Genomic DNA, 19,444 nt, shown 5'->3' with positions numbered 1-19,444 from the left:
GATCCGCTCGACGCCAAGCGCTTCCATTGCCGCTGTCGCGGTCTGCGCGAGCAGGCCGAGGTCGAGGACCTGGTTGCTCACCGCCTGCTCGGCGAACTACCTGACTAAGGGCGGCATTAACGCGGCCAACTGGAACAACATCGGCGGCGTGCTCGACCAAGCAGCATCCGCGTTCCTTCCAACTGGGTTTGGCGGGATCACTGCTGCGAGCACGGCCAAAACCCAAGGCGCGTCACTCGACCTCATTGGCTCGATGAAGAGCATCTTCTAAGGACCCGGCACGAATCGCAAGCAGGTGTCTCCTAACGCTTTTCGGCACGTGCTCAGACCCCGTACCGCTTGTTGCCGCCGCTCGTGATGCAATACCGTCCACCACGCGGCCCGACGCAGATGTTGCGCCCGGAGCACGGGCAGGAGCCGCCGCCATAGTTGTAGCTGGGTGCACTCCGAGCTCGGCTCTGTCGCCGGCTCGAACGGTGCGGCGTGCTGGACCAGAACGAGGAGCGGCGGCTAGGCCGGCTGATGCGCTCCCTGTTTGTATAGGCGCTACGGCTTACGGCACTTGTCTGACGCAGGCTTGCGCGGTTGGCGTCCGCAGTGCTCTGCTCGCCGAGATAACGCGACGCTGCAGGTGATCGTCGCAGTCATCGACCGCAATTGCGTCCATTCTGAATGCGTATTTGTCGTTGACCCCGAAAGGCTTGGGCGACACGCTTCGATCAACGGCCTGGGGAGGCCGAATCAAGAGGGGATGATATGAAACTGGCTATATTCGCGCTGACCAGCGCGTTGATGATTGGTGTTCCGGCGATGGCGCAGGGCCCACAATCGAAAACCCCGATCGTGATGAACGATGACGTCGGTGTACCTGTGTTTCCCTACGATATAACCGACCGGCCCTACAGAGTGCTCGGAGAGGTGAAGGCCGGGGTGCGCAAGGCGACGATGTTCAGCAAGTCGCCGTCGCAGGCCAAGATTTACCGCGAACTGTGGGAGCGCGGTCAGAAGCTCGGCGCCGATGCCGTGATCAAGGCAAGCTATGGCGACGCCCATGTAACAGCCGTGAGCTGGGGTAAGGCAAACGCGACCGGGACCGCGATCAAGTTTCTGGCGCCAGGTGAGATCGCACCGGCTATCGCCAAGCCGTGATTAGTCGGTCAATCGCTTGGTTGGTGACTGTCGCCGTTAGCGTTGCGCCCGTGATCGGCGGATCGGCGGCTATAGCCCAGACGACATTGCCGGGGAGCCCAGCCCCTGTCCTGGGCGGTACTCCGGTCGAACTGATGGTCACCAAAGAAGTCGATAGCCGAAGCGCCAAGGAAGGCGACCGGTTCAAGTTGCGCGTCAACTCTCCCGTCGTTGCCAATGGCATCGTCGTTGTCCCTGTGGGCGCAACTGCGTGGGGCGAGGTGACCTACGTGAACGGGACCGGGGCGGCCGGGAACAAGGGCCGGCTTGCTGCCAAGCTGCTGTATATCGATCTGCCCGGCGGTCCCTTGGCTATCTCAGGCTCGCAAGGAACCGAGGGCAAAGCCAATACCGCAGGCGTCGTGATTGGCGTGTTCAGCTTCGGGCTTCTCGGCCTGCTCATGAAGGGCGGCAACGCACACTTCAAAGCGGGCGATATTCTAACGGGATACATCAGCCCGCAAGCCCAAGCGACGGCTACGCAGTAACGCCGATTGGTGTGCCCTTGGGCGCGGGTACGAGACCCGCGCCTTCATGGTCAGACTGGCTTGGCGCCAGCCGTGCCACACTTCGCGAATTTACCATTCGCGCTCTTGCACCGGACCGTTTTGGCCGGTGCCTTCGGACACTTGGTGAAGCGCCCCTTGGCGTCCTTGCACGGCGCAGCCATCGAAGGCGCCCCGACGAGCAAGGACAGCGAGGCGGCAGCGAACAGCAGTTTACGCATCTGGCATTCTCCTGCCCGAGGACCGGGCATCTTGAAACTGCGGCGTCCTAGGCCGCTCGTCAACGGCTGCGTTCCGACGCCCGAAGGGAGTGCATTTCGGATCGACGGAGGGCTATTCAGGCGCTTGGTTGATCGGTGTTATTCCTGCTTATCCTATCCCCGGTTCAGGACGTCGGCGGCTCGGTTCCTCATACGGACGAGATGGAACGATATTTCCTATATCTGAACGAGCCGGGTTCCCGGATAGCCGACGATGAAGGGTTCTTAGCAGTGGACCTGAACGACGCCATTCGAGTAGCCACTGCGGGTGCCCGAGAAATTATGGCAGCTGAAATTCTATCTGGTAGGCTCTGCTTCGCCACCTCTATTCAAATCCTAAACGGTCGAGGCGCAACGATGCATACTGCCTGGTTCAAGGATTTAGTGCTCGTAACCGATCGCTGACTGCGGCGCGAACTGCGGCGCGCATCGCCCGCACCGCGTTGCCCCCGCCCAAGCTCGCTGCGCGTGCGGCGTTCATCGCGGCCAACTCATCTACCGTCAAAGGTCGACCAAAGGTACGTTCTAGGTACGGCTGAACTTTGCTGGGCTTCATTGCGGGAACATAGATCAGGCCGTTGCGACAACCTAATGCTGTGTTCCGGTCTCGGCGGGGTCAGTTTGATGACCGGACGTCTAGCGCCGATCGCTGGCACCGGTGCCTCGTCATGTTACCTTTATCATAGGATGGGGCGTTTGTGCGCCTCGTCGGTTTGCTCATGGCTGGTGCGGATTACTCCAGCCGAACCAGCCGGCCCGCCTCGCGTTTACACGGGCGCTTGAGGCGGGACGTTATTATGGTGAAACCGTAGCTCTTGTGAGTTCGTATCTGGAGCGCCGGGATGGATCCTCCCAAATGCACGTTCCGGCCGGCTCGCCCTTTGTGACCTTTGGGCGGGCCGTTTTTAAACTGAACGACGGCGCGCCAGTGCTCCACGCAGGCCCGGTATGATTGTGCGTTCCTTCCTATGTGAAGCGAACCCGCTCGTAGGCGCGTATCTATCCGGCCAGTGTAACCCCAACATACCCTGGTCGGCTCGTCCTTGGATTCCGCCAGGGGCGAGCCGTTTACCAGTGAACCTCACGCATGCTTTTGCGTTTTCGTTCAGCCAGGTGCCCGGAAAGTGACTGGCCGGCTCGCCCTCTCTCCCTTGTCAGGGCGAGCCGTTACCGACGGCATCGTCAGTGGCGGTTTCGAAGTACGTGACTGGAGACAATCGCCAATCTGGAGGCTACCCGTGGCCGAATGATCAAATCCGGCGGAGGTAGAAGCGATTCATGAAGCGGCAGGTGTCGGTCCATGGGCAACGCACAGAAGTGTATGTCGAGGAAATTGAACCGGGACGATGGAAGGCGACGGGCGAGTATGCTGGAAAGATCTGGAGTGTGACCAGCACGTCGGCGAACCGGGCGGCATCGAACTGGGGCGTTGCCGTGAGCAAAAGAGATTTTACCTGACTTTTGAAAGCGAGCGCCTGTTCCGGTGATTGAGCAACGCCCTTCATATGGAGCCGTGATGAACCACCCCCGAGAATGGTTTCAGCCCAAAGTCGTGGGCATCGGCTGGACACCGCGGACCTGGGAGGGTTGGGCGATCATTGTCGCCGTGATCGCGGTCGGCGCCTTCGTTGGTCGGGTGAATCTATAATGTGTAATCGCGCCCGGTTCGACGGCGAGCCTGAGACCATCACCGAGCGGTTCGGCGCCGAGTGGCTTGCCGACAAGCCGATGGACAACCGGTTCGATCCCAAGGAGCTGCGCCCGTTCGGACGGGCGTACGTCGTGCGGAACGAAGCCGACCGTCGCGGGCTCGACGTGATGGAGTGGGACGTCCTGGCTGGACAGGCGAAGCAGGCCGGTCGCAAGGTCGCGCAGACTAACGTCCGCACCCTTCATCTCCCGCAATGGCGCTCGCTCGTCACCGACCCGGCGAACCGCTGCCTGATTCCGCTGACGGAGTTCTGCGAATGGGCTCGCGAGCCCACCGACCTCGGCGACGGCAAGAAGCCGATCAAGGGGGAGATGTGGTTCGGGGTGACCGACCAGCCCATGTTTGCGATTGCGGGTTTCTGGCGGCAGGTCGGCGAACAGCGCTACTTCGCGATGGTCACTTGCGACGCGAACGAACTGGTGGCGCCGATCCACCCCAAGGCAATGATCACGATCCTGCGACCGGACGATCACGAGCGGTGGCTGACCGGTAGCTATGACGACGTCCTGTCGTTGCAGCGGCCATATTCGGCCGACCGGATGACGGTACGCGGGCCAGTTTTTCCGACACGCCCGCCGACGCCTCGGTTGATCTGAGCACGGCCAGCTTGGTCCGGCTTAAATTTTGGCCAGACCAGGTTGGGCCGGATCGACCTCCACCTCCGTGTCGCCGGGTTCGAAGCGGATCGTCCAACGGGGATACCCTTCCGGCGAAACTTCGATGTCGGGCAGGCCGATCGGATCGGTTCCGGTTTCGACCCATCCGGCACCGTGGCAACGATCGCATGCCGTTCGCTTGCACCGGAAGCTGACGAGATCGATCTCGGTATTCCACTGCCCGCGGCCTTTGCAGACCGGGCACATGGCATCGAGGCTGCCATTGCGTGGCTGAAGCGGCACGACGTCGAACGCGTGCGGGCTGTCGGGTCCATCGCAGAGAACGATGTTGCTGGCATGGCTCATGGGCGCTTCCTCGTCCTGAACCTTGGCGAACGCAAGACCTCAGACCTTCGCCACTATCCTGCACGGACCTTCGGCACCTGAGCGATGTCGGTCGTCCATGCAGGCGACCGCATTTCAGACCGCATCTTCCACTCGCGCTTGAACCCCTGCGTGGCCGTGACCGCTGTCCAGGTGCCGAACTTGCCATTGATCGCATCGAGCGCACCCATCAGTCGGTCGCGTTTTGCCGTATCCGCTTCGAACAGCGTACGCGGCCGCTCGTCCTCGGGAAGTAGATCGTCGAGCATGATGCCAGCCTTCGTGTAGGCGTAGCCGTCGCGCCACGCCTTCTCCGCTCCGCGCCTGGCTGCCGCGATCAGCTCGAGGCTGTCGTTCGTCATCGGATGCAGCGTCACCATGCGTGACGCGCCATACTGGGGCCGGTCGGGCTTGTGCTTGTTCGTGTGGAAGAACGCCGTCAGGCGCGCCGCGACCAACCCGTGCGATCGCAGCTTCTCGCCAGCCCGCAGCGCGTATTGCGACAGCGCGCCCATCATCCGCTCGAAGTCGCCGATTGGCGTTCCGAACGACCGAGTGACAGCCATGCCCTTCCGCCGTGGCTCCACCGCCTCAACGGCGTTGGACGGGACCCCACGCAGCTCGGCCACCAGCCGCTCAAGCACGACGGTTCCGACGGCGCGCGCCTGCTTCATAGGCATATCTCGCAGGGCGCCAGCGGTGTGAATGCCCAGATGGATCAGTTTGCGTGCGGTCGCACCACCGACGCCCCACACGTCACCGACTGCCAAGGCGTGCATGACATCGCGCCGCACGTCGTCGTCACGAAGATCGGCCACCCCGCCGAACTCCGGGTTCTTCTTAGCTGCCGCGTTCGCTAGCTTCGCCAGCGTCTTGGTCTCCGCGATGCCGACGCACGTGGGTATCGTCGTCCAGAGCTGGACCTGGGCACGCATCGCGTTCGCGTGCGCCACGAGATCGCGCCCCTCGAAGCCGGCGAGATCGAGGAACGTCTCGTCGATCGAGTATATCTCGAAGTCGCGGGCGAAGGACTCGCACGCGGCGATCACCCGGCGCTGCATGTCACCGTACAGCGCATAGTTCGACGACCGGACCTGGATGCCGTGCTGCTTCACCTTGTCGCGCAGATGGTGGATCGGATCGCCCATCTTGATCCCGAGCGCCTTGGCTTCCGCCGATCGTGCGATCGCACAGCCGTCGTTATTCGACAGGACGATCACCGGGACCCCGACCAGGCTGGCGTCGAAGGCGCGCTCGCAGGAGACGTAGTAGTTGTTGCAGTCGATCAGGGCGATCGGCGTGCTCATGTCATCTTGCGCGCCACGCCGACGACCGTGCCCCATATCTCGACATGCTCATCGACCAGTATGTCCGCGAACCCTTCAGCCTCGGGAACGAGCCAATGACGGCCGTCGACGTAGCGCAGACGCTTCAGGGTCCGGTCGCCATGCACCAGCGCCACGACAATCGCGCCGGCCTTGGGCTTCTTGGCTCGGTTCACGACGATCAGATCACCGTCGTTGATCCCGGCACCGGACATGGACCGGCCATCCACGCGCATGATGTAGCTCGCAGCCGGATGCTCGACGAGCCACGCGCCCAGGTCGATCGGTTCCTGCATGTCGTCCTGAGCAGGCGACGGGAAACCGGCCTGAGTGTGGACGAGGAAGAACGGCACTTCGCACGGCACCAGTTCGAACGGCAAGTCGTGAAGCCGTAGCGCATCGTCACGACGGTTCAGCGGGACGACGACCGGGCGGCCCAGGTTGGTCGAGCGCATGACCTACAGGATCGCGGCGAAGAGGAGCTGGTCGTGCTGGTCAGCCAGAACCGACCGTGCGTCTTGGGCAGCGCCCACTGCCTGCCGATACTCCTCAGTTCCAAACCGCTCGGCCTCGTCGAAGCTGAATTGCACCGCATCAACAGGTGGATAGACGTTGTCGTATATCACGCGGGCAGCCGCTCTCAGCCGCAGATCGTGCTGCATTTCGTTGCTCCGTCAGTATCGAGTCGCCGGTTGTGGCCTGTCCCTAGCTAGGCGCGATCCCCGTTGATTCGCAAGAACATTGCGGGAACATCAATCTGATGCGATGAGCGAGCTAACGATTCGAAGGACACGATCATGGCCGACTACGATGACGACCAGCAGGAGCCCAAGCCGCCGTTCGGCAAGTGGCTGCTGGCGCAACGCGACCGCGGCGACTGGGTGGACGGGATCGCTGACGCAGCCCGCGCAGACCGCACATTCCCAAAGAACGGTGATCCAGAGGCGGTACGTGCCCACCTGCGCAAGCAGCAGGCTGACGGCGACGCGTTCGCGGCGATCGATGACGCTGAGAGCGACTGGATGGCGATCTAGGCAGTGCTGATCTTGATTCTGGCCCTTGCTGCAGTTGCCCCGACGCCGACGCCGACGCCGACGTTCTCGTGCACGGTGACGCGCGTCCACGACGGCGACGGGCCCCTCAGCTCGTAAGTTCGAGTGCGGCTGACACAGCCCCAGTCGGTGAATTCGTTTATGGTCATCATTGCTCGGTCGGACATGGCGGCCGCACTCCTCGTTGTTGCGGCGGTATATCGAGGCGAGCGGGTCGGAGGCTCAGGTCGGAACGACGGCCGCGACCAGCACCTCCCCCAGAGTTGTTCGGCCGGGATCGCGCTCATCGACGGGATCAGTCAGGGGGGACGCAGCGATCTGGTATCTTTCGCCGTTCAATCCAACCTCTTTGCGCAAAGTGATCTGTGCCGGGCAGAGCGTCAGTTGTTCTCGAACCACGGCTTCGCGGGTGTGTTCAGTTGGCTGAAGCGGAGGCCGTAATCTCGTGGCGCCCAACTGTCGTAGCGTTTGGCGGGCTGTCGGAACACGCGGTAGTCGGTGCCTTTAACGGCGTCGGGCTCGGGATCGAGGAACGCGCGTCCGTCCCGGATCTCGCGGATGGTGCCGTAGCCCTGCGATCCGCGGCCCGACCAGAAGAACACGCGGTCGCCGGTCTCGAAACGCGTCTGTCGGTCGCTCATCACTACCCTTCGCATGCCTGATATAGCATCGGGCAGACGAGGTTCATGTGATCTCGAGTGAAATTTACCGACCTTCGATCTCGTGGCGGTCAGAGGCCAAAAGGCTCCTGCATGAACGAGGCAATCGTGTTCCCCCGCGCCTTAATGCCTGGGAGTAACTGAATGAGGTCGTCTGCCGGATTGCGATCGTCTGCGAACAGCATGTGCTTACCTAGGCGATAGGCATCGCGGATGGTTGTCCGCCAAGCGTTCCACGTTCGTCACCGGACAGCAGGCGAAGGTGCATGCGCTGTTCGTCGAGCACCGCTCGATGTCAGCGGTGGCGAGGTTGCTCGGCCTCAGTCAGATCCGCGTTCGAGAGGCACTGGTCCAGTACGAGCGGAACCGTCTTCGGGACGCCGGAGTCGTGCCGCCGTTGCTCAAGGAGATGCTCAAGGGGGACGTGACCACCCGGTTCGGCGTGCCCCGCGAGGAGCTCTACGGGCGTCCGGCGAAGCACGTGACGATCACTAGACCCGAGACGGTCATCAGATCCAGCGGGTCCAGCGTACCTGCATCGCCCAAGATCGTCAGGCGACTGATCGTCACCGCGGTCGAGCCGGGGGGAAACGTCCACCCCGGGTTTTGGCGCAATCTCAAGGCCTATGCCGCTGTTCGGAACGCCGGTCTGATCGTGGTTCGTTTGGGCAACACGTGCAAGCAGTCGGACCTGACCGCAGACTACCAATCGCATGTTTCGGATCTGCCCGTAGACTTTCACGGTCTCGTGGACGTCGCGTCCGACGTCGTCCTGCCGCCGCGCCTGTCCAAGCCGCTGGAGAGAACCCGCCAACGCGCCCATGCGCGGTGGACGATCGTGCCCAGCAGCGTGGTGGCGCTGGAGACCTTGGCGCGGATACGGATGAAGGGGCTGAAGGCTCAGATCACGACGGGTTCGATGTCGAACCAGATGGACGAGCATCTGAACCGGCCTTCCGAACTCGGCGCCGTGATCGCCGAGGTGGCGCCTCATGGAGGCGTGTATTGTCGCCATCTCCTGTCACCCGCCGGCGGAGATGGCTCCTTTCAGGATTTGGACATCAAGGTAGCCGATGGCGTGTGTCATCGTGGCAGGCGGGTCGAGGCTTTGACGTTCGGAGACATTCACTTCGCCGGCATGGATCCGCGCGTTTCGTCGGCGACATGGGGACTCGGTCAAGGAACCGGGACATCGCTGGTCGATCGTCTCCGGCCCCGCTTCATGGTGTTCCACGACGTGGTCGACTTCGATGCCAGAAGTAGCCACGATGCGCGCGATCACCTCAAGCGCTTTGGCCAGTTTGCCCTCGGCGGCGGCGAGGTGGAGGGCGAACTGCGGGCTGCGGCGCGCTTCCTCGAGAAGGTACGACGGAGTTGGTCACGAAGCGTCGTGGTCGGCAGCAACCATGACCAGGCTCTGCTGCGCTGGCTGCGGGAGGCGGACTTTCGGGACGATCCGACCAATGCGATCTTCTTCCTCGAGACGGCGCTCGCACTTCACCGACGTATCGCCGCCGGCCAGTCCCCAGCTGATCTCTTCGAACGTACGATGCGTCATCTTTCGCATGATGGGCTGCGCAACGTGCGATTTCTCCGGACCGGCGAAAGCCTGGAGATCGCCGGTATCGAGGCGGCGATCCACGGTCACATGGCAGCTGACGGGCGTTTGGGTGACGTACGCTTCTTCGAGAGAATGGGAATTCTCGCGACCGTTGGGCACACTCACCGACCGGCAACGCGGGGAGGGGTGTACTGCGCCGGAGTCTGCGCCACCGACCTGGCGTACGCACGAGGGCCGCTGACCAGCTGGGCGGTGGGCCACGTCGTGACCTACGCCAACGGAACGCGTCAGCATCTCGTCTACGACGGGAATGACTTCCATGCGTGATGTTCGCAGCAGGCGGGCGGCAAGGCGCTTTGCGAAAAACCGTGCCAAATCGTCTGCGAACCAGACGTTTAGCGCAGCGGCAAGGAAAACGAGTGGGAACCGCTCAGACACGAACTCGTCGTCGAAGTACCCTACGATCAGGTAACGGGTGACCGATTCCGGCATGGCGCGAGGCTGCCGAGATGGCGGCCGGACAAGGCGCCGAACACGTGTCTCATGGACCAGATGACGCATGCGGTGAGCCCGGCGGAGCTTGCGACGATCATAGCGCCACGGACGTAAGTGCTTCAGACTCGTCTATCCGTCCCGTTGCGCCTGCGCGATCATTGCCTTCGGCGTCCGCGCCGAATTTGTGGTCGCGGTCCGAACCGCTGCGGGCGACGCGATGCGGAGTCCCGGCCATGAAGGTCAACACGAGCCGTTGCGGACCCGAAAGGCCGGTGCCCGTCGCCGGGGCCTCGCACCAGCGTCGCACCAGGGCGCCGGGGGTCGGGACCAATGTTCCCTCGGCGAACCGGCGCCGTGCCTCGGCGAGCTTCGTCTCGAATTCCGCGTTCTCGCGCGCGAACCCTAATTTCGCCTCGGCGGGATCCTTGGTCCGCAGCGAAACCTTCACCACGGCCTTGCCCTCGAAGGCCGACCGGAGTGCCTCGGGGACCGCTCGTCTGAAGTAGAGTTGGCCTGTTCGGGGATCGGCGAAAGGGGACGCCATGCTGGTCTTCTTCACGTTCTTCTGTACCCATGTTCTGTACACATGACGGGTAAAAGAGACGTAAATCCGCGCATTTCCGAGGGTTAGTCGAGAATGGTGACCCCTACGAGAGGGGAGCCGACTGGGTCGAAGCAACGAATTTCCGTCGTTTTTAACCCGCTGAGTTAGCCACGCTGTACCAGTCTGCTGTACCAGCGGTTGATGATTTGCGTGATGTAGTTCTCGTCAGCCTCATGGGGAAGGGCGAATTCATTTCGGTATTTACTAAAATTTCCGAGGTTGCATCGTCATAAACGTCAAGTTTCTTCGTTGTGGTCTCGGACGGGGAACGCACTTACCATAGTCGGACATTATGGTAACTACAGCCATGTGTTACGTGGGCGGAATGCAGGGTAAATTTGACCAGCGGGCAGGTGCCGCATGAGCGAGATCGTCGTCCATCGCACCGACGGGGAGGGGCTGCCGGTGCGCGCGCGGCGTGGGCTGGTCGAGCCGATCGATGTCCGCGTCACCCGGTTGCTAGGTCTTGCGCTGCCCGCTGATGCCGGCCCTGTCAGCGAGATCGGCTTTGCCGCGCAGCTCGGCGCCATGGCAGCGGCGAGCAAGGCGGCGCTGGCGTCGGACCTGGCCTGCTATCTGCGTTGGTGTGAGAACATCCGTGTCGCCCCGCTGCCCGCAGAGCCTGAAAACCTGGTCCGGTACATTGCCATGCTCGAGGCGCGGGGCGCCAAGCCCGCCACAGTCGCCCGGCGGGTTGCCAGTCTCGCCACCGCACACGGCCTGTCAGGGATGCAGGAGAGGGGGCATGCGCCCACCAGCCACGTCATGGTCCGCGCCGCGCTCAAGGGCCTGCGCCGGCGTCGTGGCGCGGCCCAACGCCAGGCGGCCCCGTTACGCTTCGGGGCCTCCCTTGATCCGCATACCAAGGGGTTTACGCTGACGGCGCTGCTAGGCGCCTGTGGCGGCGAGCTGCAGGGGTTGCGCGATGCTGCCCTGCTGTCGCTCGGTTACGATGCGGGATTGCGCGTCAGCGAGCTCGTCGCCGTCACCGTTGCGCACATCGATCCGAACAGCGATGGTTCGGCGCTCCTGTTCATCCCATCATCCAAGACCGATCAGGAAGGGCAGGGGGCCTGGGGCTGGCTGTCCGCTGACACGATGCGCCGGGTCGGTGCCTGGCTGGTAGCGAGTGCGATTACCGAGGGGCCAGTCTTCCGCCGCGTCGGGGTCGATCGGCGTCGGCTGCGCGCGGCGGTTCCGCCGATGGCGTACGAGGCGATCCCGGGGCACACGCGGCACTGGCAGGAGAAGCTCAAGGGCAAGAAGGCCGAACCGGCGCGGACGGTCTATACCGTTGGCACGGCCTCACTGAGCCGGCAGGGTGTCAACGGGATCTATCGGCGCGTGGCACTGAGCGCGTTCGACCAGGGGCTGGTCGAGATGCCGATCGCAAAAGTTGAGGAGGCGGCGCGTGCCCTGTCGAGCCACTCGCTGCGGGTAGGGCTGACGCAGGATCTGTTTGCGGCCGGGGAGGACGGCGTTGGCATTGCACAGGCGCTGCGCTGGTCTTCACCGTCGACCGCGCTACGCTATGGACGGAAGCTTGCAGCCAGGAGCAATGTTGCGGCGCGTGTACTCTCTCGCATCAGAAGCTGAAGGTGTGGAACCGACGGTCGCATCGGCATGTGATCAGCTTGGCAACGTAGTAACGCGATTGAACGCCTATCGTCGATTCCATCAGCAAGCGGTTTGAATATCAACTATGTAATCATCAATCGGGTTCTCGCCGGATTGTCGGATCAAATTCCGGAAGCCGGAAACAACATTCAAAACGGATGTATTGATATGCGAGTTTTATTTATGCTTTAAAGAAATATAAAGCGGTGTTGCGATAGGCTCTGTTTTCATGGGGCTTTCTGAAACCGATCCATATCATGGAGGCGATGATACAGTAACTGTACTGCTTCATCTTCAGAACGCCATTTTGAAAATGATTGCCAAGGGTGCCGGGCTTGCATCAACGTGCACCACGCTGTGTGCAGAAGTAGAGCGGATCCTCCCTGACGTAATCTGTTCGGTTTTAACGGTCGACGTGGCAGGCCTGCTTCATCCGCTCGCTGGCCCGAGCCTTCCGGAAGCATATTCCCAAGCCCTGGATGGCCTGGCCGTCGGACCGTTAGCCGGCTCCTGTGGCACCGCTGCCTATCTGAAAACAGATATTGCGGTCGTTGATATCGAGACCGATGCCCGCTGGGCGCCGTTCAAACACCTTGCACTTCCGCACGGGCTGCGCGCCTGCTGGTCCAGTCCGATATGTGATGCAGACGGTCGCGCGATCGCGACATTTGCTTTTTACTATCGCAGCGCCCGAGGGCCGACGGCCTTCGAACGCGAGGTGGTGGCTAACTGCGTTCACCTCACGCAAATTGCTATCGAGCGACATGAGCGTGTCCTCGAGCACCAGCGCCGGGCCTTTACCGACGCCTTGACGGGTTGCCCCAATCGGGCTGCGTATCATGCCGCACTTTCCAAACTTGAAGGCGCTGCGGTCGGTAGTTGGGCGCTGTTCGTGCTGGATCTTGATAATCTCAAGGTCGTGAACGACACGTTCGGGCATCATGCGGGTGACGAGCTTCTTCAGATTGCCAGCGACAGGATCTCAGCAGCAGTCAGCCCCGGACGAACGTTTCGCGTCGGGGGCGACGAGTTTGCTGTCATTCTCCAGGCTACCGATGCCCTTCGTGACCTGGAGAAGATCGCGGATGAGGTTCTAAGCGCGCTTTCGGTTGCTGCCGACTGCGGCGGGCATAGCATCGTCCCCCGCGCTACCATCGGAGGCGCTACGTTCTCGTTGGACGACGCCGGGGTGGGGAGTGTGCGGCAAAATGCCGACTTTGCTCTCTACCACGCCAAGGAAACCGGTCGTGGCGGCTTCGTACGATACTGGGCAGGGCTGCGCTCGAACATGACGCGGCGTCTAGGCGCGATCAGGGACCTGAGCGCGGCTTTGCGGGAGGACCGGATCGAGGCGCATTATCAGCCGATCTTCCGTCTCGACACGCGGGAGATCGTTGGGCTGGAAGCGCTTTGCCGTATGCGTATCGGCGACAATCTGGTCTCGGCTGCCTCTTTTCACGAGGCGACTGCCGACGCCCAGGTTGCGACCTCGCTCACTGCTAGGATAATGACTCTTGTCGCGGCCGACCTGCGCCGATGGCTGGATTTGGGCATCCCGTTTCAACACGTCGGTATCAACGTCTCGTCTGCGGATTTGAGTGGCGGTGCCGTAGGACAGGTTCTAGCCGCAGCGCTCGAGCGCGAACGGGTCCCTCTCACTCACGTCATCCTCGAGGTAACCGAGACGGTGTACATGGGCCGCGGTGACCAAGCGATACAGCGAGCGATCAGGGCACTTCGCGCTGACGGCATACGGGTTGCGCTGGACGATTTCGGAACGGGCTTTGCGTCGCTGACGCACCTGCTCACGGTCCCCGTCGATGTCATCAAGATCGACAAACTGTTCGTTGACCACCTGGAACCCGACGGTGTCAGCGTGACCATCGTCGAAGGCCTGATCCATACCGCGAAAAAGATGGGCATCAGGATCGTCGCCGAGGGGATAGAAACTGAAGAACAAGTCGAACAGCTTCGCGCGATCGGTTGTACGTTAGGACAGGGGTACATCTTCTCGCCCGCGGTCAATCGCGATATGACGACCGCCCTTCTCCTTGGGCATGCGCAAGGCATTGCGCGACCGCCGATTGCGACGCGATCTGGCGTGGGCTGATTGTCGATCCAGCGCTGGAGGGGGGGGGCAATCGAAGGGGACACCCTTGGCGATTGCGCCTATGCAAGGCGCAAGTTTTCCATCGGAGCTGCCCTATGCCTGAAGTCTGGCCCGAAATCGAATGGTCGCGCTGGCGCGAGACCGCGATCGCCTTGCAGCTGCGCACGCAGATCGTCGGCAAGGTCCGGCTCGCGCTGACGCCATGGCTCAATCACAGTTGGCACGTGCCGCTCTACGTCTCGGCTAGGGGGCTGACGACGTCGCCGATCCGGTTGCACGCGCGCATCCTAGAGATCGAGTTCGACTTCCTCGCCGATACTCTTAGATTCTCGACCAGCGACGGTGAGGAGCGTCGCATTCCTCTCGCAGCAGGCCGGACATCCGATTTCCATACGGCGGTTCTCACGGTGCTGGCCGACTTGGACATCGCCGTCACGGTGGACGGCAATCCCAGCGAAATGCCCGGCGCGGTTCCGTTCGCCGGGGACCACGCCGAACGTCCGTACGACGGAGACGCGGTGCGAGACTTCTGGCGCGCGTTGATCCAGGCGACGCGCGTGTTCGACGATTTCCGTACCGGCTTTCTTGGGAAGGCCAGCCCGACCCATTTCTTCTGGGGAAGTTTTGATCTCGCCTCAACGCGGTTCTCCGGGCGCGGCGCGCCTCGTCATCCGGGGGGCGTTCCCGGTCTTCCTGACGCCGTAGCCGTCGAGGCCTATAGCGATCAGGAGGCGAGTCTTGGGTTCTGGCCGGGAAGCGACGCGTATCCGCATGCCGCCTTCTACGCTTATGCTTGGCCGGCACCGTCCGGCTATGCCGAGGCTCGCATTTCGCCCGATGCGGCACGCTATGACACTGCGCTCGGCGAATTCATCCTGCCTTACGATGCGGTACGCATCGCGTCGGACCCCGACGACGCGCTTTTATCCTTCTGCCGATCCGCCTATGAGGCCGCTGCCGATCTCGGCGGCTGGGACCGCGAAAATCTCGAATGCCCGCTTGGACGACCGAAAGTACCAAGGGCGGTTCAACAGGTCTGCCAAAATTGAACGACAGCACATCTTGATGATTTATCATCGGTATTGGGCGAGCCATCTTGCTTTTACTGTCCGATAGCCGAGATGTAGCCGAACGCAGTTTGGGTGGCGTTCGTTAATTTTTGTATCGCGAATGGAAATTACCAAGTAAGCTCTAGTTCATCATGTCAGATCCTCGCCCTACCGGAACGCCACATATCGCTACTGCGGACACGCCGGTTCCGAATTGGGGGCGGCAGGTGATATCTGAATTCGGCACCGCTTCGTGGAACCGGCGAGACGCTGACGAGATCAGTCAGACGATCCCTCATCATATCGTGCTTCTATCGTTCAAACCTATCAAGAACCGCGAGTCACGACTTGGCGGAACACGGCTTCGCACTGCGTCCGCAGCGAGTGGAGCGTGCGAAATCATCCCGGCGGGAGCAGACCATTGGGCGCGCTGGCATGAGCCCAAGGAGGTTGCGGCGTTCTCGCTATCCCAGGCCTGGCTTGATCGTCTGGCACAATCCGACCTCGACCTGCCCGGCGCTACGGTAAACTCGGACGCACTGCCTATCGTAGACCGCCGCGTGGCGTTGCTGGGCGCAATGGTCCGCGAGGAGCTTCGTGCAGGCCCACGTGCGACGATGGGCACCCTTGAGCTTGACTCGCTCCTCAACTTGGTGGGCATTCACCTCATCAGGCAATATGGCGACATCCGGCCCCAGAGGGATCTGGGGGGGCTGTCGGACCGGCAACTTGGTAAGGTGCGCGATTTCATGACGGCGCACATCACCGACGGTGTGAAGCTTGAAGAGGTCGCCAGTCTGATCGGTCTCTCGTCAAGCCAGATGATGCGTTCGTTTCGCCGTTCCACGGGCACAAGCCCGCATCAGTATCTGATGCGTCTACGCCTCGATCAGGCTCGCACGATGATTGTCGATGGGCCGCTGGCCTTGGCTGAGATCGCAGTCGAATGCGGCTTCTCGAGCCAAAGTCACCTGACGGCCATAATGCGCCGAGAAGATGGTCTGACCCCTGGTGCTCTAAGAAGCTGATCGAGGCCAGATACCTGGTACAATCAGCGGTCCTTTACGACTTTGGCGTGTCCGAAACGGCATCAGGAAACTATTCTACGTTTTGGGGGCTGATCGCGTGCCGTCCGCGCTTACTTCCTGGACTGTTCCGGCCAGAGCTGCCGGGGGACACCGCGGCAACCCCCATCTCCTTCGCAGCACCGGCGTTTGTGCCCCTTGCAATTCTTCGCTGGTTCCTCCTGTCCTGACACTGCGGAATCAACACTAGCACCTGATATCGTTTTATCAGCAATATCCACTTCGCTTGCGGATTTTCTACCAGCGATGCGCGTATCCTGAAAGCCGTGTGGAAAGCCGCCAGCTACTTCATGGCCATCAGCCAGGAGACCAGCGATGACCACGGACGACTTCAGCAGGAACCTAGACGGGCAAATCGCGGTAGTGATGGGCGCGACACGTAATCAGGGGCGAGCATATGCCGTCATGCTCGCACGCAACGGCTGCCGCGGGGTGGCTGTCCATTATCACGGTGAGATGTCGCGGGGCGAGGCGGAAGAGACCGCTGCCGAGATCGCCCATCTCGGTGCCGAGCCGCTTCTGGTCAGCGCAGACCTGACCCACGTCAGCGAGGTGGTGACGCTGTTCGACGCCGTCGAGCAGAGATTCGGTCAGCTGAACATCGTGGTGAACACAGTCGGCAAGGTGGTGAAGAAGCCATTCGTCGAAATCACAGAGGTCGATTTCGACCAGAGCTTCGCGATCAATAGCAAGGCCGCCTTCTTCTGCATGCAGGAGGCGGCGAAGCGGATCGAGGACAACGGCCGCATCATCACAATCGGAACGACGCTGCAGGCGGCAACGACCGGGCTCTACGCGGTCTATGCCGGGTCCAAGGCGCCACTTGAGCACTTCACGCGCGCGCTGGCCAAGGAAATTGGCGATCGCGGCATCACGGTCAACACCGTCGCGCCTGGGCCGCTCAACACGTCCTTCTTCTACCCGGTAGAGACTGCAGAGTCGAAGGCGTTCCTGTCGCAAATGGCCCCGCAGAACCGTCTGGGCGAGATCGACGAGATCACGCCTTTGATCGAATTCCTGGTAGGCCCAGGCGGCAGCTGGGTGACCGCGCAGACGCTTCTCATCAACGGCGGCTTCATCGCCCGCTGACGTCGAAGCGGCCGGCGTGCGACCCGGACGGGATCGGACGCCGAGGGCGCACGGCTGACGGCCCTAATCCGGCCGTCAGCCGACCCTCGCGGCCTGGCTTGCCGTCAACGATCGCATTCTTCCCACTCCGGAGACCCGTGATGCAATTCCTGTTCGTTCGTCCACCCAGCGAGTACACGGGCCTACCAGTATTCGACGTACCGCTTGACGGGCAGCGGCATGGATCCACTTCGCACCTACTCCGCTACGGCGACCAGCCCTGGGTGGCCGGCTTGGCAAGCTTCGTAGCGACGGCGATCGTCCTCTTACCGATCGAATACGAAACGGCGATCCGTAGCCTCATGATGTTCCTGTCGTCACGGCGCTACTGATGAGCCATCCAGTCCTCACGGTCCGACGCATCACCGTCTGCTTGCTTGGTACCGGACACCGCTAAAGGAACGAACCATGAGCATGACACGAAGAAGCGTTTTGGCGGCGGGCGCTATTGGCGCGACGGCGCTCACCAGCGGCAGGGGCCTAGCCGCACACTCGACCGCCGACGTCATCGTCGTCGGTGGTGGATCAGCAGGTGCGGTGTTGGCCGCACGGCTGAGCGCGGACCCGCGCCGCCGTGTTGTTCTGCTGGAGGCAGGGCCGGTGTTCGCGCCTGACGCCTATCCCAAGCCGTTGACAGATCCTGGCACTGTCGGCACGCCCGATTTCAACTGGAACTACAAGAGCGACGACGCGGCGAAGTTGGGACATGCCATTCCTCTGCCGCGCGGCAAGGTGCTTGGTGGAAGTTCGGCGATCAACGCCGCTATAGCGATACGCGCTCGCCCGGCCGATTTTGCCCGTTGGACGGCACGCGGCATCGCGGGCTGGTCTTGGGACGACGTGCTTCCCGCCTTCAAGGCGCTCGAAAACACGCCGACCGGCGCCGACGCGTGGCATGGCCGGTCTGGCCCATTCCCGATCCGCCAGCGCACAATGGCCGAACTGTCGCCGTCGACGCGCGCTTTCGTAGAAGCCGCTCGCGCGACCGGCCTCGGCAGCGTCGATGACTTCAACGGCGAAGTCGTCGATGGCGCCTGCGCGCATTCGCTGAACGTCGTCGACGGTGTTCGGATGAACACCGGCATCGTCTATCTGACCGCCGAAGTCCGTGCTCGCCCGAACCTGACTATCCGCGGCAACGCCGAGGTCGATCGTCTGATCCTTTCGGGGCACCGGGCCAACGGCGTGCGGCTCGTGTCAGGAGAATCCGTCATGGGAGGCGAAGTCATTCTGGCGGGTGGCGCGTTCGGAAGCCCTGCGATCCTATTGCGATCCGGGATTGGTCCAGCTGCACATCTCCGGAAGCTGGGCATACCGGTCGTCGCAGATCTCCCGGTCGGCCTGCGGCTTCAGGATCATCCGTTCTTCTTCAACATCTACGCGTTGAAGACGCCTTACAAATCCATGCTCCCAGCAGCGGGGTCGATGGCCTGGACACGCTCGAGAGGCGCTACGAACGGCGATCTCGACCTCCAGGTTACCGCTACGCATTTCATTGAACCGACCGCCAGTCCCACCGGCGGCGCGATCGTACTCGCGGCAGCAGTAACACTGCCAAAGTCGGTCGGTTCGTTCGGGCTCGTCTCGCGGGATCCGCGAATCGCGCCACGAATCCGCTACAATTTCTTCGACGATCCAAGCGATCTCGACCGGATGGTCGAGGCCGTGAAGCTGTCGCGGGAGATAGGACGGACAGCGCCCTTCGCCGACATGGTCGATCATGAGATGGCGCCGGGTGCCGTGGTGACGAGCGATGCCGCACTGCGCGCGAACATCGTCGCGAACATCGCCTCGTATCAGCACCCGACGTCGACAGTCCCGATGGGCGCCGACGCAGATCCGACCGCCGTCGTAGATGCGTGGGGAATCGTGCGAGGCATGAAGGGCCTGCGGGTTGTCGATGCCTCTATCCTGCCAGACATCCCGTCGGTGCCGACCAACGTCACCACTATTATGGTGGCCGAGCGGATCGCCGCACGGATCACCGACGTTTCGTCCCGCCCCGGCCGGACAGCGGGCGGCATCAAGGGATTGCTCGACGCAGATGTTCGCGGACTAACGTGATGATCGCTGTTCGAGCCGAGTCTTGGGGATACGGCCACGCTCGGCTGCCG

General features: G+C 62.2%; 20 protein-coding genes. 13 read left to right on the top strand and 7 right to left on the bottom strand.

The genetic code is table 11. The features are described 5' to 3' along the window. Positions 1-73 precede the first annotated feature (73 nt). The 3 genes from C8J40_RS12420 to C8J40_RS12405 all read left to right on the top strand — a co-directional run bounded on the left by C8J40_RS12420 (position 74) and on the right by C8J40_RS12405 (position 1,676). Positions 74-271: a hypothetical protein gene (locus tag C8J40_RS12420; RefSeq protein ID WP_132897258.1), complete on the top strand. Its 198-nt coding sequence runs from the start codon at positions 74-76 to the stop codon at positions 269-271. 521 nt (positions 272-792) lie between these two features. Further along, on the top strand, positions 793-1,149 hold the full coding sequence (locus tag C8J40_RS12410; protein WP_132897294.1) for a hypothetical protein: 357 nt from the start codon (positions 793-795) through the stop codon (positions 1,147-1,149). Between the two features lie 134 nt (positions 1,150-1,283). Continuing rightward, positions 1,284-1,676, top strand: a complete 393-nt coding sequence (locus C8J40_RS12405) for a hypothetical protein (RefSeq protein ID WP_132897257.1) — start codon at positions 1,284-1,286, stop codon at positions 1,674-1,676. Positions 1,677-1,726: 50 nt separating this feature from the next. Here the strand turns inward: C8J40_RS12405 and C8J40_RS12400 are convergent, their stop codons facing one another. Beyond that, positions 1,727-1,915, bottom strand: a complete 189-nt coding sequence (locus C8J40_RS12400) for a hypothetical protein (RefSeq protein WP_132897256.1) — start codon at positions 1,913-1,915, stop codon at positions 1,727-1,729. Positions 1,916-3,232: 1,317 nt separating this feature from the next. On the opposite strand from C8J40_RS12400, the gene C8J40_RS12395 reads away from it, so the two are divergent. Beyond that, on the top strand, positions 3,233-3,412 hold the full coding sequence (locus C8J40_RS12395; protein WP_132897255.1) for a hypothetical protein: 180 nt from the start codon (positions 3,233-3,235) through the stop codon (positions 3,410-3,412). Positions 3,413-3,601: 189 nt separating this feature from the next. Then, positions 3,602-4,261 (top strand): SOS response-associated peptidase family protein, encoded by a 660-nt coding sequence (locus C8J40_RS12390; RefSeq protein WP_132897254.1) that lies wholly within the window; start codon positions 3,602-3,604, stop codon positions 4,259-4,261. Between the two features lie 21 nt (positions 4,262-4,282). On the opposite strand, the gene C8J40_RS12385 is transcribed toward C8J40_RS12390, so the two are convergent. The 4 genes from C8J40_RS12385 to C8J40_RS12370 are packed head-to-tail and all read right to left on the bottom strand — an operon-like array spanning position 4,283 to position 6,632. After that, a complete protein-coding gene (locus C8J40_RS12385) occupies positions 4,283-4,627 on the bottom strand; it encodes a hypothetical protein (protein ID WP_132897253.1) in 345 nt (114 codons plus the stop codon). Between the two features lie 53 nt (positions 4,628-4,680). Then, a complete protein-coding gene (locus tag C8J40_RS12380) occupies positions 4,681-5,952 on the bottom strand; it encodes a Y-family DNA polymerase (RefSeq protein ID WP_132897252.1) in 1,272 nt (423 codons plus the stop codon). Continuing rightward, a complete protein-coding gene (umuD, locus tag C8J40_RS12375) occupies positions 5,949-6,425 on the bottom strand; it encodes a translesion error-prone DNA polymerase V autoproteolytic subunit (RefSeq protein ID WP_132897251.1) in 477 nt (158 codons plus the stop codon). The genes C8J40_RS12380 and umuD overlap by 4 nt, the downstream gene beginning before the upstream one ends. A gap of 3 nt (positions 6,426-6,428) precedes the next feature. Next, the gene (locus C8J40_RS12370; RefSeq protein ID WP_132897250.1) at positions 6,429-6,632 is read right to left on the bottom strand and encodes a hypothetical protein; all 204 of its coding nucleotides are present in this window, start codon (positions 6,630-6,632) and stop codon (positions 6,429-6,431) included. Positions 6,633-6,767: 135 nt separating this feature from the next. On the opposite strand from C8J40_RS12370, the gene C8J40_RS12365 reads away from it, so the two are divergent. Continuing rightward, positions 6,768-7,004, top strand: coding sequence for a hypothetical protein (locus C8J40_RS12365; RefSeq protein ID WP_132897249.1), 237 nt, complete (start codon positions 6,768-6,770; stop codon positions 7,002-7,004). 398 nt (positions 7,005-7,402) lie between these two features. Here the strand turns inward: C8J40_RS12365 and C8J40_RS12360 are convergent, their stop codons facing one another. Next, positions 7,403-7,663 carry a hypothetical protein gene (locus C8J40_RS12360; RefSeq protein ID WP_132897248.1) on the bottom strand — a complete coding sequence of 87 codons (261 nt, stop codon included), beginning with the start codon at positions 7,661-7,663 and terminating at the stop codon, positions 7,403-7,405. Between the two features lie 235 nt (positions 7,664-7,898). Between C8J40_RS12360 and C8J40_RS12355 the strand changes: the two genes are divergently transcribed. Further along, positions 7,899-9,569 carry a hypothetical protein gene (locus C8J40_RS12355; RefSeq protein ID WP_132897247.1) on the top strand — a complete coding sequence of 557 codons (1,671 nt, stop codon included), beginning with the start codon at positions 7,899-7,901 and terminating at the stop codon, positions 9,567-9,569. Positions 9,570-9,831: 262 nt separating this feature from the next. Here C8J40_RS12355 and C8J40_RS12345 read toward each other — a convergent pair whose 3' ends face one another. Continuing rightward, a complete protein-coding gene (locus C8J40_RS12345) occupies positions 9,832-10,296 on the bottom strand; it encodes a DUF6538 domain-containing protein (protein WP_132897246.1) in 465 nt (154 codons plus the stop codon). Between the two features lie 405 nt (positions 10,297-10,701). On the opposite strand from C8J40_RS12345, the gene C8J40_RS12340 reads away from it, so the two are divergent. From C8J40_RS12340 to C8J40_RS12315, 6 genes are all read left to right on the top strand, one after another. Beyond that, entirely contained in the window at positions 10,702-11,937 is a 1,236-nt protein-coding gene (locus C8J40_RS12340; protein ID WP_132897245.1) for an integrase, read from the top strand. A gap of 250 nt (positions 11,938-12,187) precedes the next feature. Beyond that, a complete protein-coding gene (locus C8J40_RS12335; RefSeq protein WP_132897244.1) occupies positions 12,188-14,068 on the top strand; it encodes an EAL domain-containing protein in 1,881 nt (626 codons plus the stop codon). 95 nt (positions 14,069-14,163) lie between these two features. Then, complete coding sequence (locus tag C8J40_RS12330) at positions 14,164-15,117, top strand: DUF5996 family protein (protein WP_132897243.1); 954 nt, start codon at positions 14,164-14,166, stop codon at positions 15,115-15,117. 227 nt (positions 15,118-15,344) lie between these two features. Beyond that, on the top strand, positions 15,345-16,145 hold the full coding sequence (locus tag C8J40_RS12325; RefSeq protein WP_165911448.1) for an AraC family transcriptional regulator: 801 nt from the start codon (positions 15,345-15,347) through the stop codon (positions 16,143-16,145). Positions 16,146-16,517: 372 nt separating this feature from the next. Then, positions 16,518-17,291 (top strand): SDR family oxidoreductase, encoded by a 774-nt coding sequence (locus C8J40_RS12320; protein WP_132897241.1) that lies wholly within the window; start codon positions 16,518-16,520, stop codon positions 17,289-17,291. A gap of 447 nt (positions 17,292-17,738) precedes the next feature. Continuing rightward, entirely contained in the window at positions 17,739-19,394 is a 1,656-nt protein-coding gene (locus tag C8J40_RS12315) for a GMC family oxidoreductase N-terminal domain-containing protein (protein ID WP_132897240.1), read from the top strand. Positions 19,395-19,444 lie beyond the last annotated feature (50 nt).

This window comes from Sphingomonas sp. PP-CC-3A-396 (genome assembly GCF_004343105.1).
Taxonomy (GTDB): domain Bacteria; phylum Pseudomonadota; class Alphaproteobacteria; order Sphingomonadales; family Sphingomonadaceae; genus Sphingomonas.
This window is presented reverse-complemented; position numbering and strand designations above follow the sequence as displayed.

Excerpts from the sequence above, each read along its gene's own strand:
- C8J40_RS12380 (WP_132897252.1), bottom strand. The coding sequence starts at position 5,952 with ATGAGCACGCCGATCGCCCTGATCGACTGCAACAACTACTACGTCTCC.
- C8J40_RS12320 (WP_132897241.1), top strand. The coding sequence starts at position 16,518 with ATGACCACGGACGACTTCAGCAGGAACCTAGACGGGCAAATCGCGGTA.
- C8J40_RS12315 (WP_132897240.1), top strand. The coding sequence starts at position 17,739 with ATGAGCATGACACGAAGAAGCGTTTTGGCGGCGGGCGCTATTGGCGCG.
- C8J40_RS12365 (WP_132897249.1), top strand. The coding sequence starts at position 6,768 with ATGGCCGACTACGATGACGACCAGCAGGAGCCCAAGCCGCCGTTCGGC.
- C8J40_RS12410 (WP_132897294.1), top strand. The coding sequence starts at position 793 with ATGATTGGTGTTCCGGCGATGGCGCAGGGCCCACAATCGAAAACCCCG.
- C8J40_RS12340 (WP_132897245.1), top strand. The coding sequence starts at position 10,702 with ATGAGCGAGATCGTCGTCCATCGCACCGACGGGGAGGGGCTGCCGGTG.
- umuD (WP_132897251.1), bottom strand. The coding sequence starts at position 6,425 with ATGCGCTCGACCAACCTGGGCCGCCCGGTCGTCGTCCCGCTGAACCGT.
- C8J40_RS12335 (WP_132897244.1), top strand. The coding sequence starts at position 12,188 with ATGGGGCTTTCTGAAACCGATCCATATCATGGAGGCGATGATACAGTA.
- C8J40_RS12390 (WP_132897254.1), top strand. The coding sequence starts at position 3,602 with ATGTGTAATCGCGCCCGGTTCGACGGCGAGCCTGAGACCATCACCGAG.
- C8J40_RS12385 (WP_132897253.1), bottom strand. The coding sequence starts at position 4,627 with ATGAGCCATGCCAGCAACATCGTTCTCTGCGATGGACCCGACAGCCCG.
- C8J40_RS12400 (WP_132897256.1), bottom strand. The coding sequence starts at position 1,915 with ATGCGTAAACTGCTGTTCGCTGCCGCCTCGCTGTCCTTGCTCGTCGGG.
- C8J40_RS12360 (WP_132897248.1), bottom strand. The coding sequence starts at position 7,663 with ATGAGCGACCGACAGACGCGTTTCGAGACCGGCGACCGCGTGTTCTTC.
- C8J40_RS12330 (WP_132897243.1), top strand. The coding sequence starts at position 14,164 with ATGCCTGAAGTCTGGCCCGAAATCGAATGGTCGCGCTGGCGCGAGACC.
- C8J40_RS12395 (WP_132897255.1), top strand. The coding sequence starts at position 3,233 with ATGAAGCGGCAGGTGTCGGTCCATGGGCAACGCACAGAAGTGTATGTC.
- C8J40_RS12405 (WP_132897257.1), top strand. The coding sequence starts at position 1,284 with ATGGTCACCAAAGAAGTCGATAGCCGAAGCGCCAAGGAAGGCGACCGG.
- C8J40_RS12370 (WP_132897250.1), bottom strand. The coding sequence starts at position 6,632 with ATGCAGCACGATCTGCGGCTGAGAGCGGCTGCCCGCGTGATATACGAC.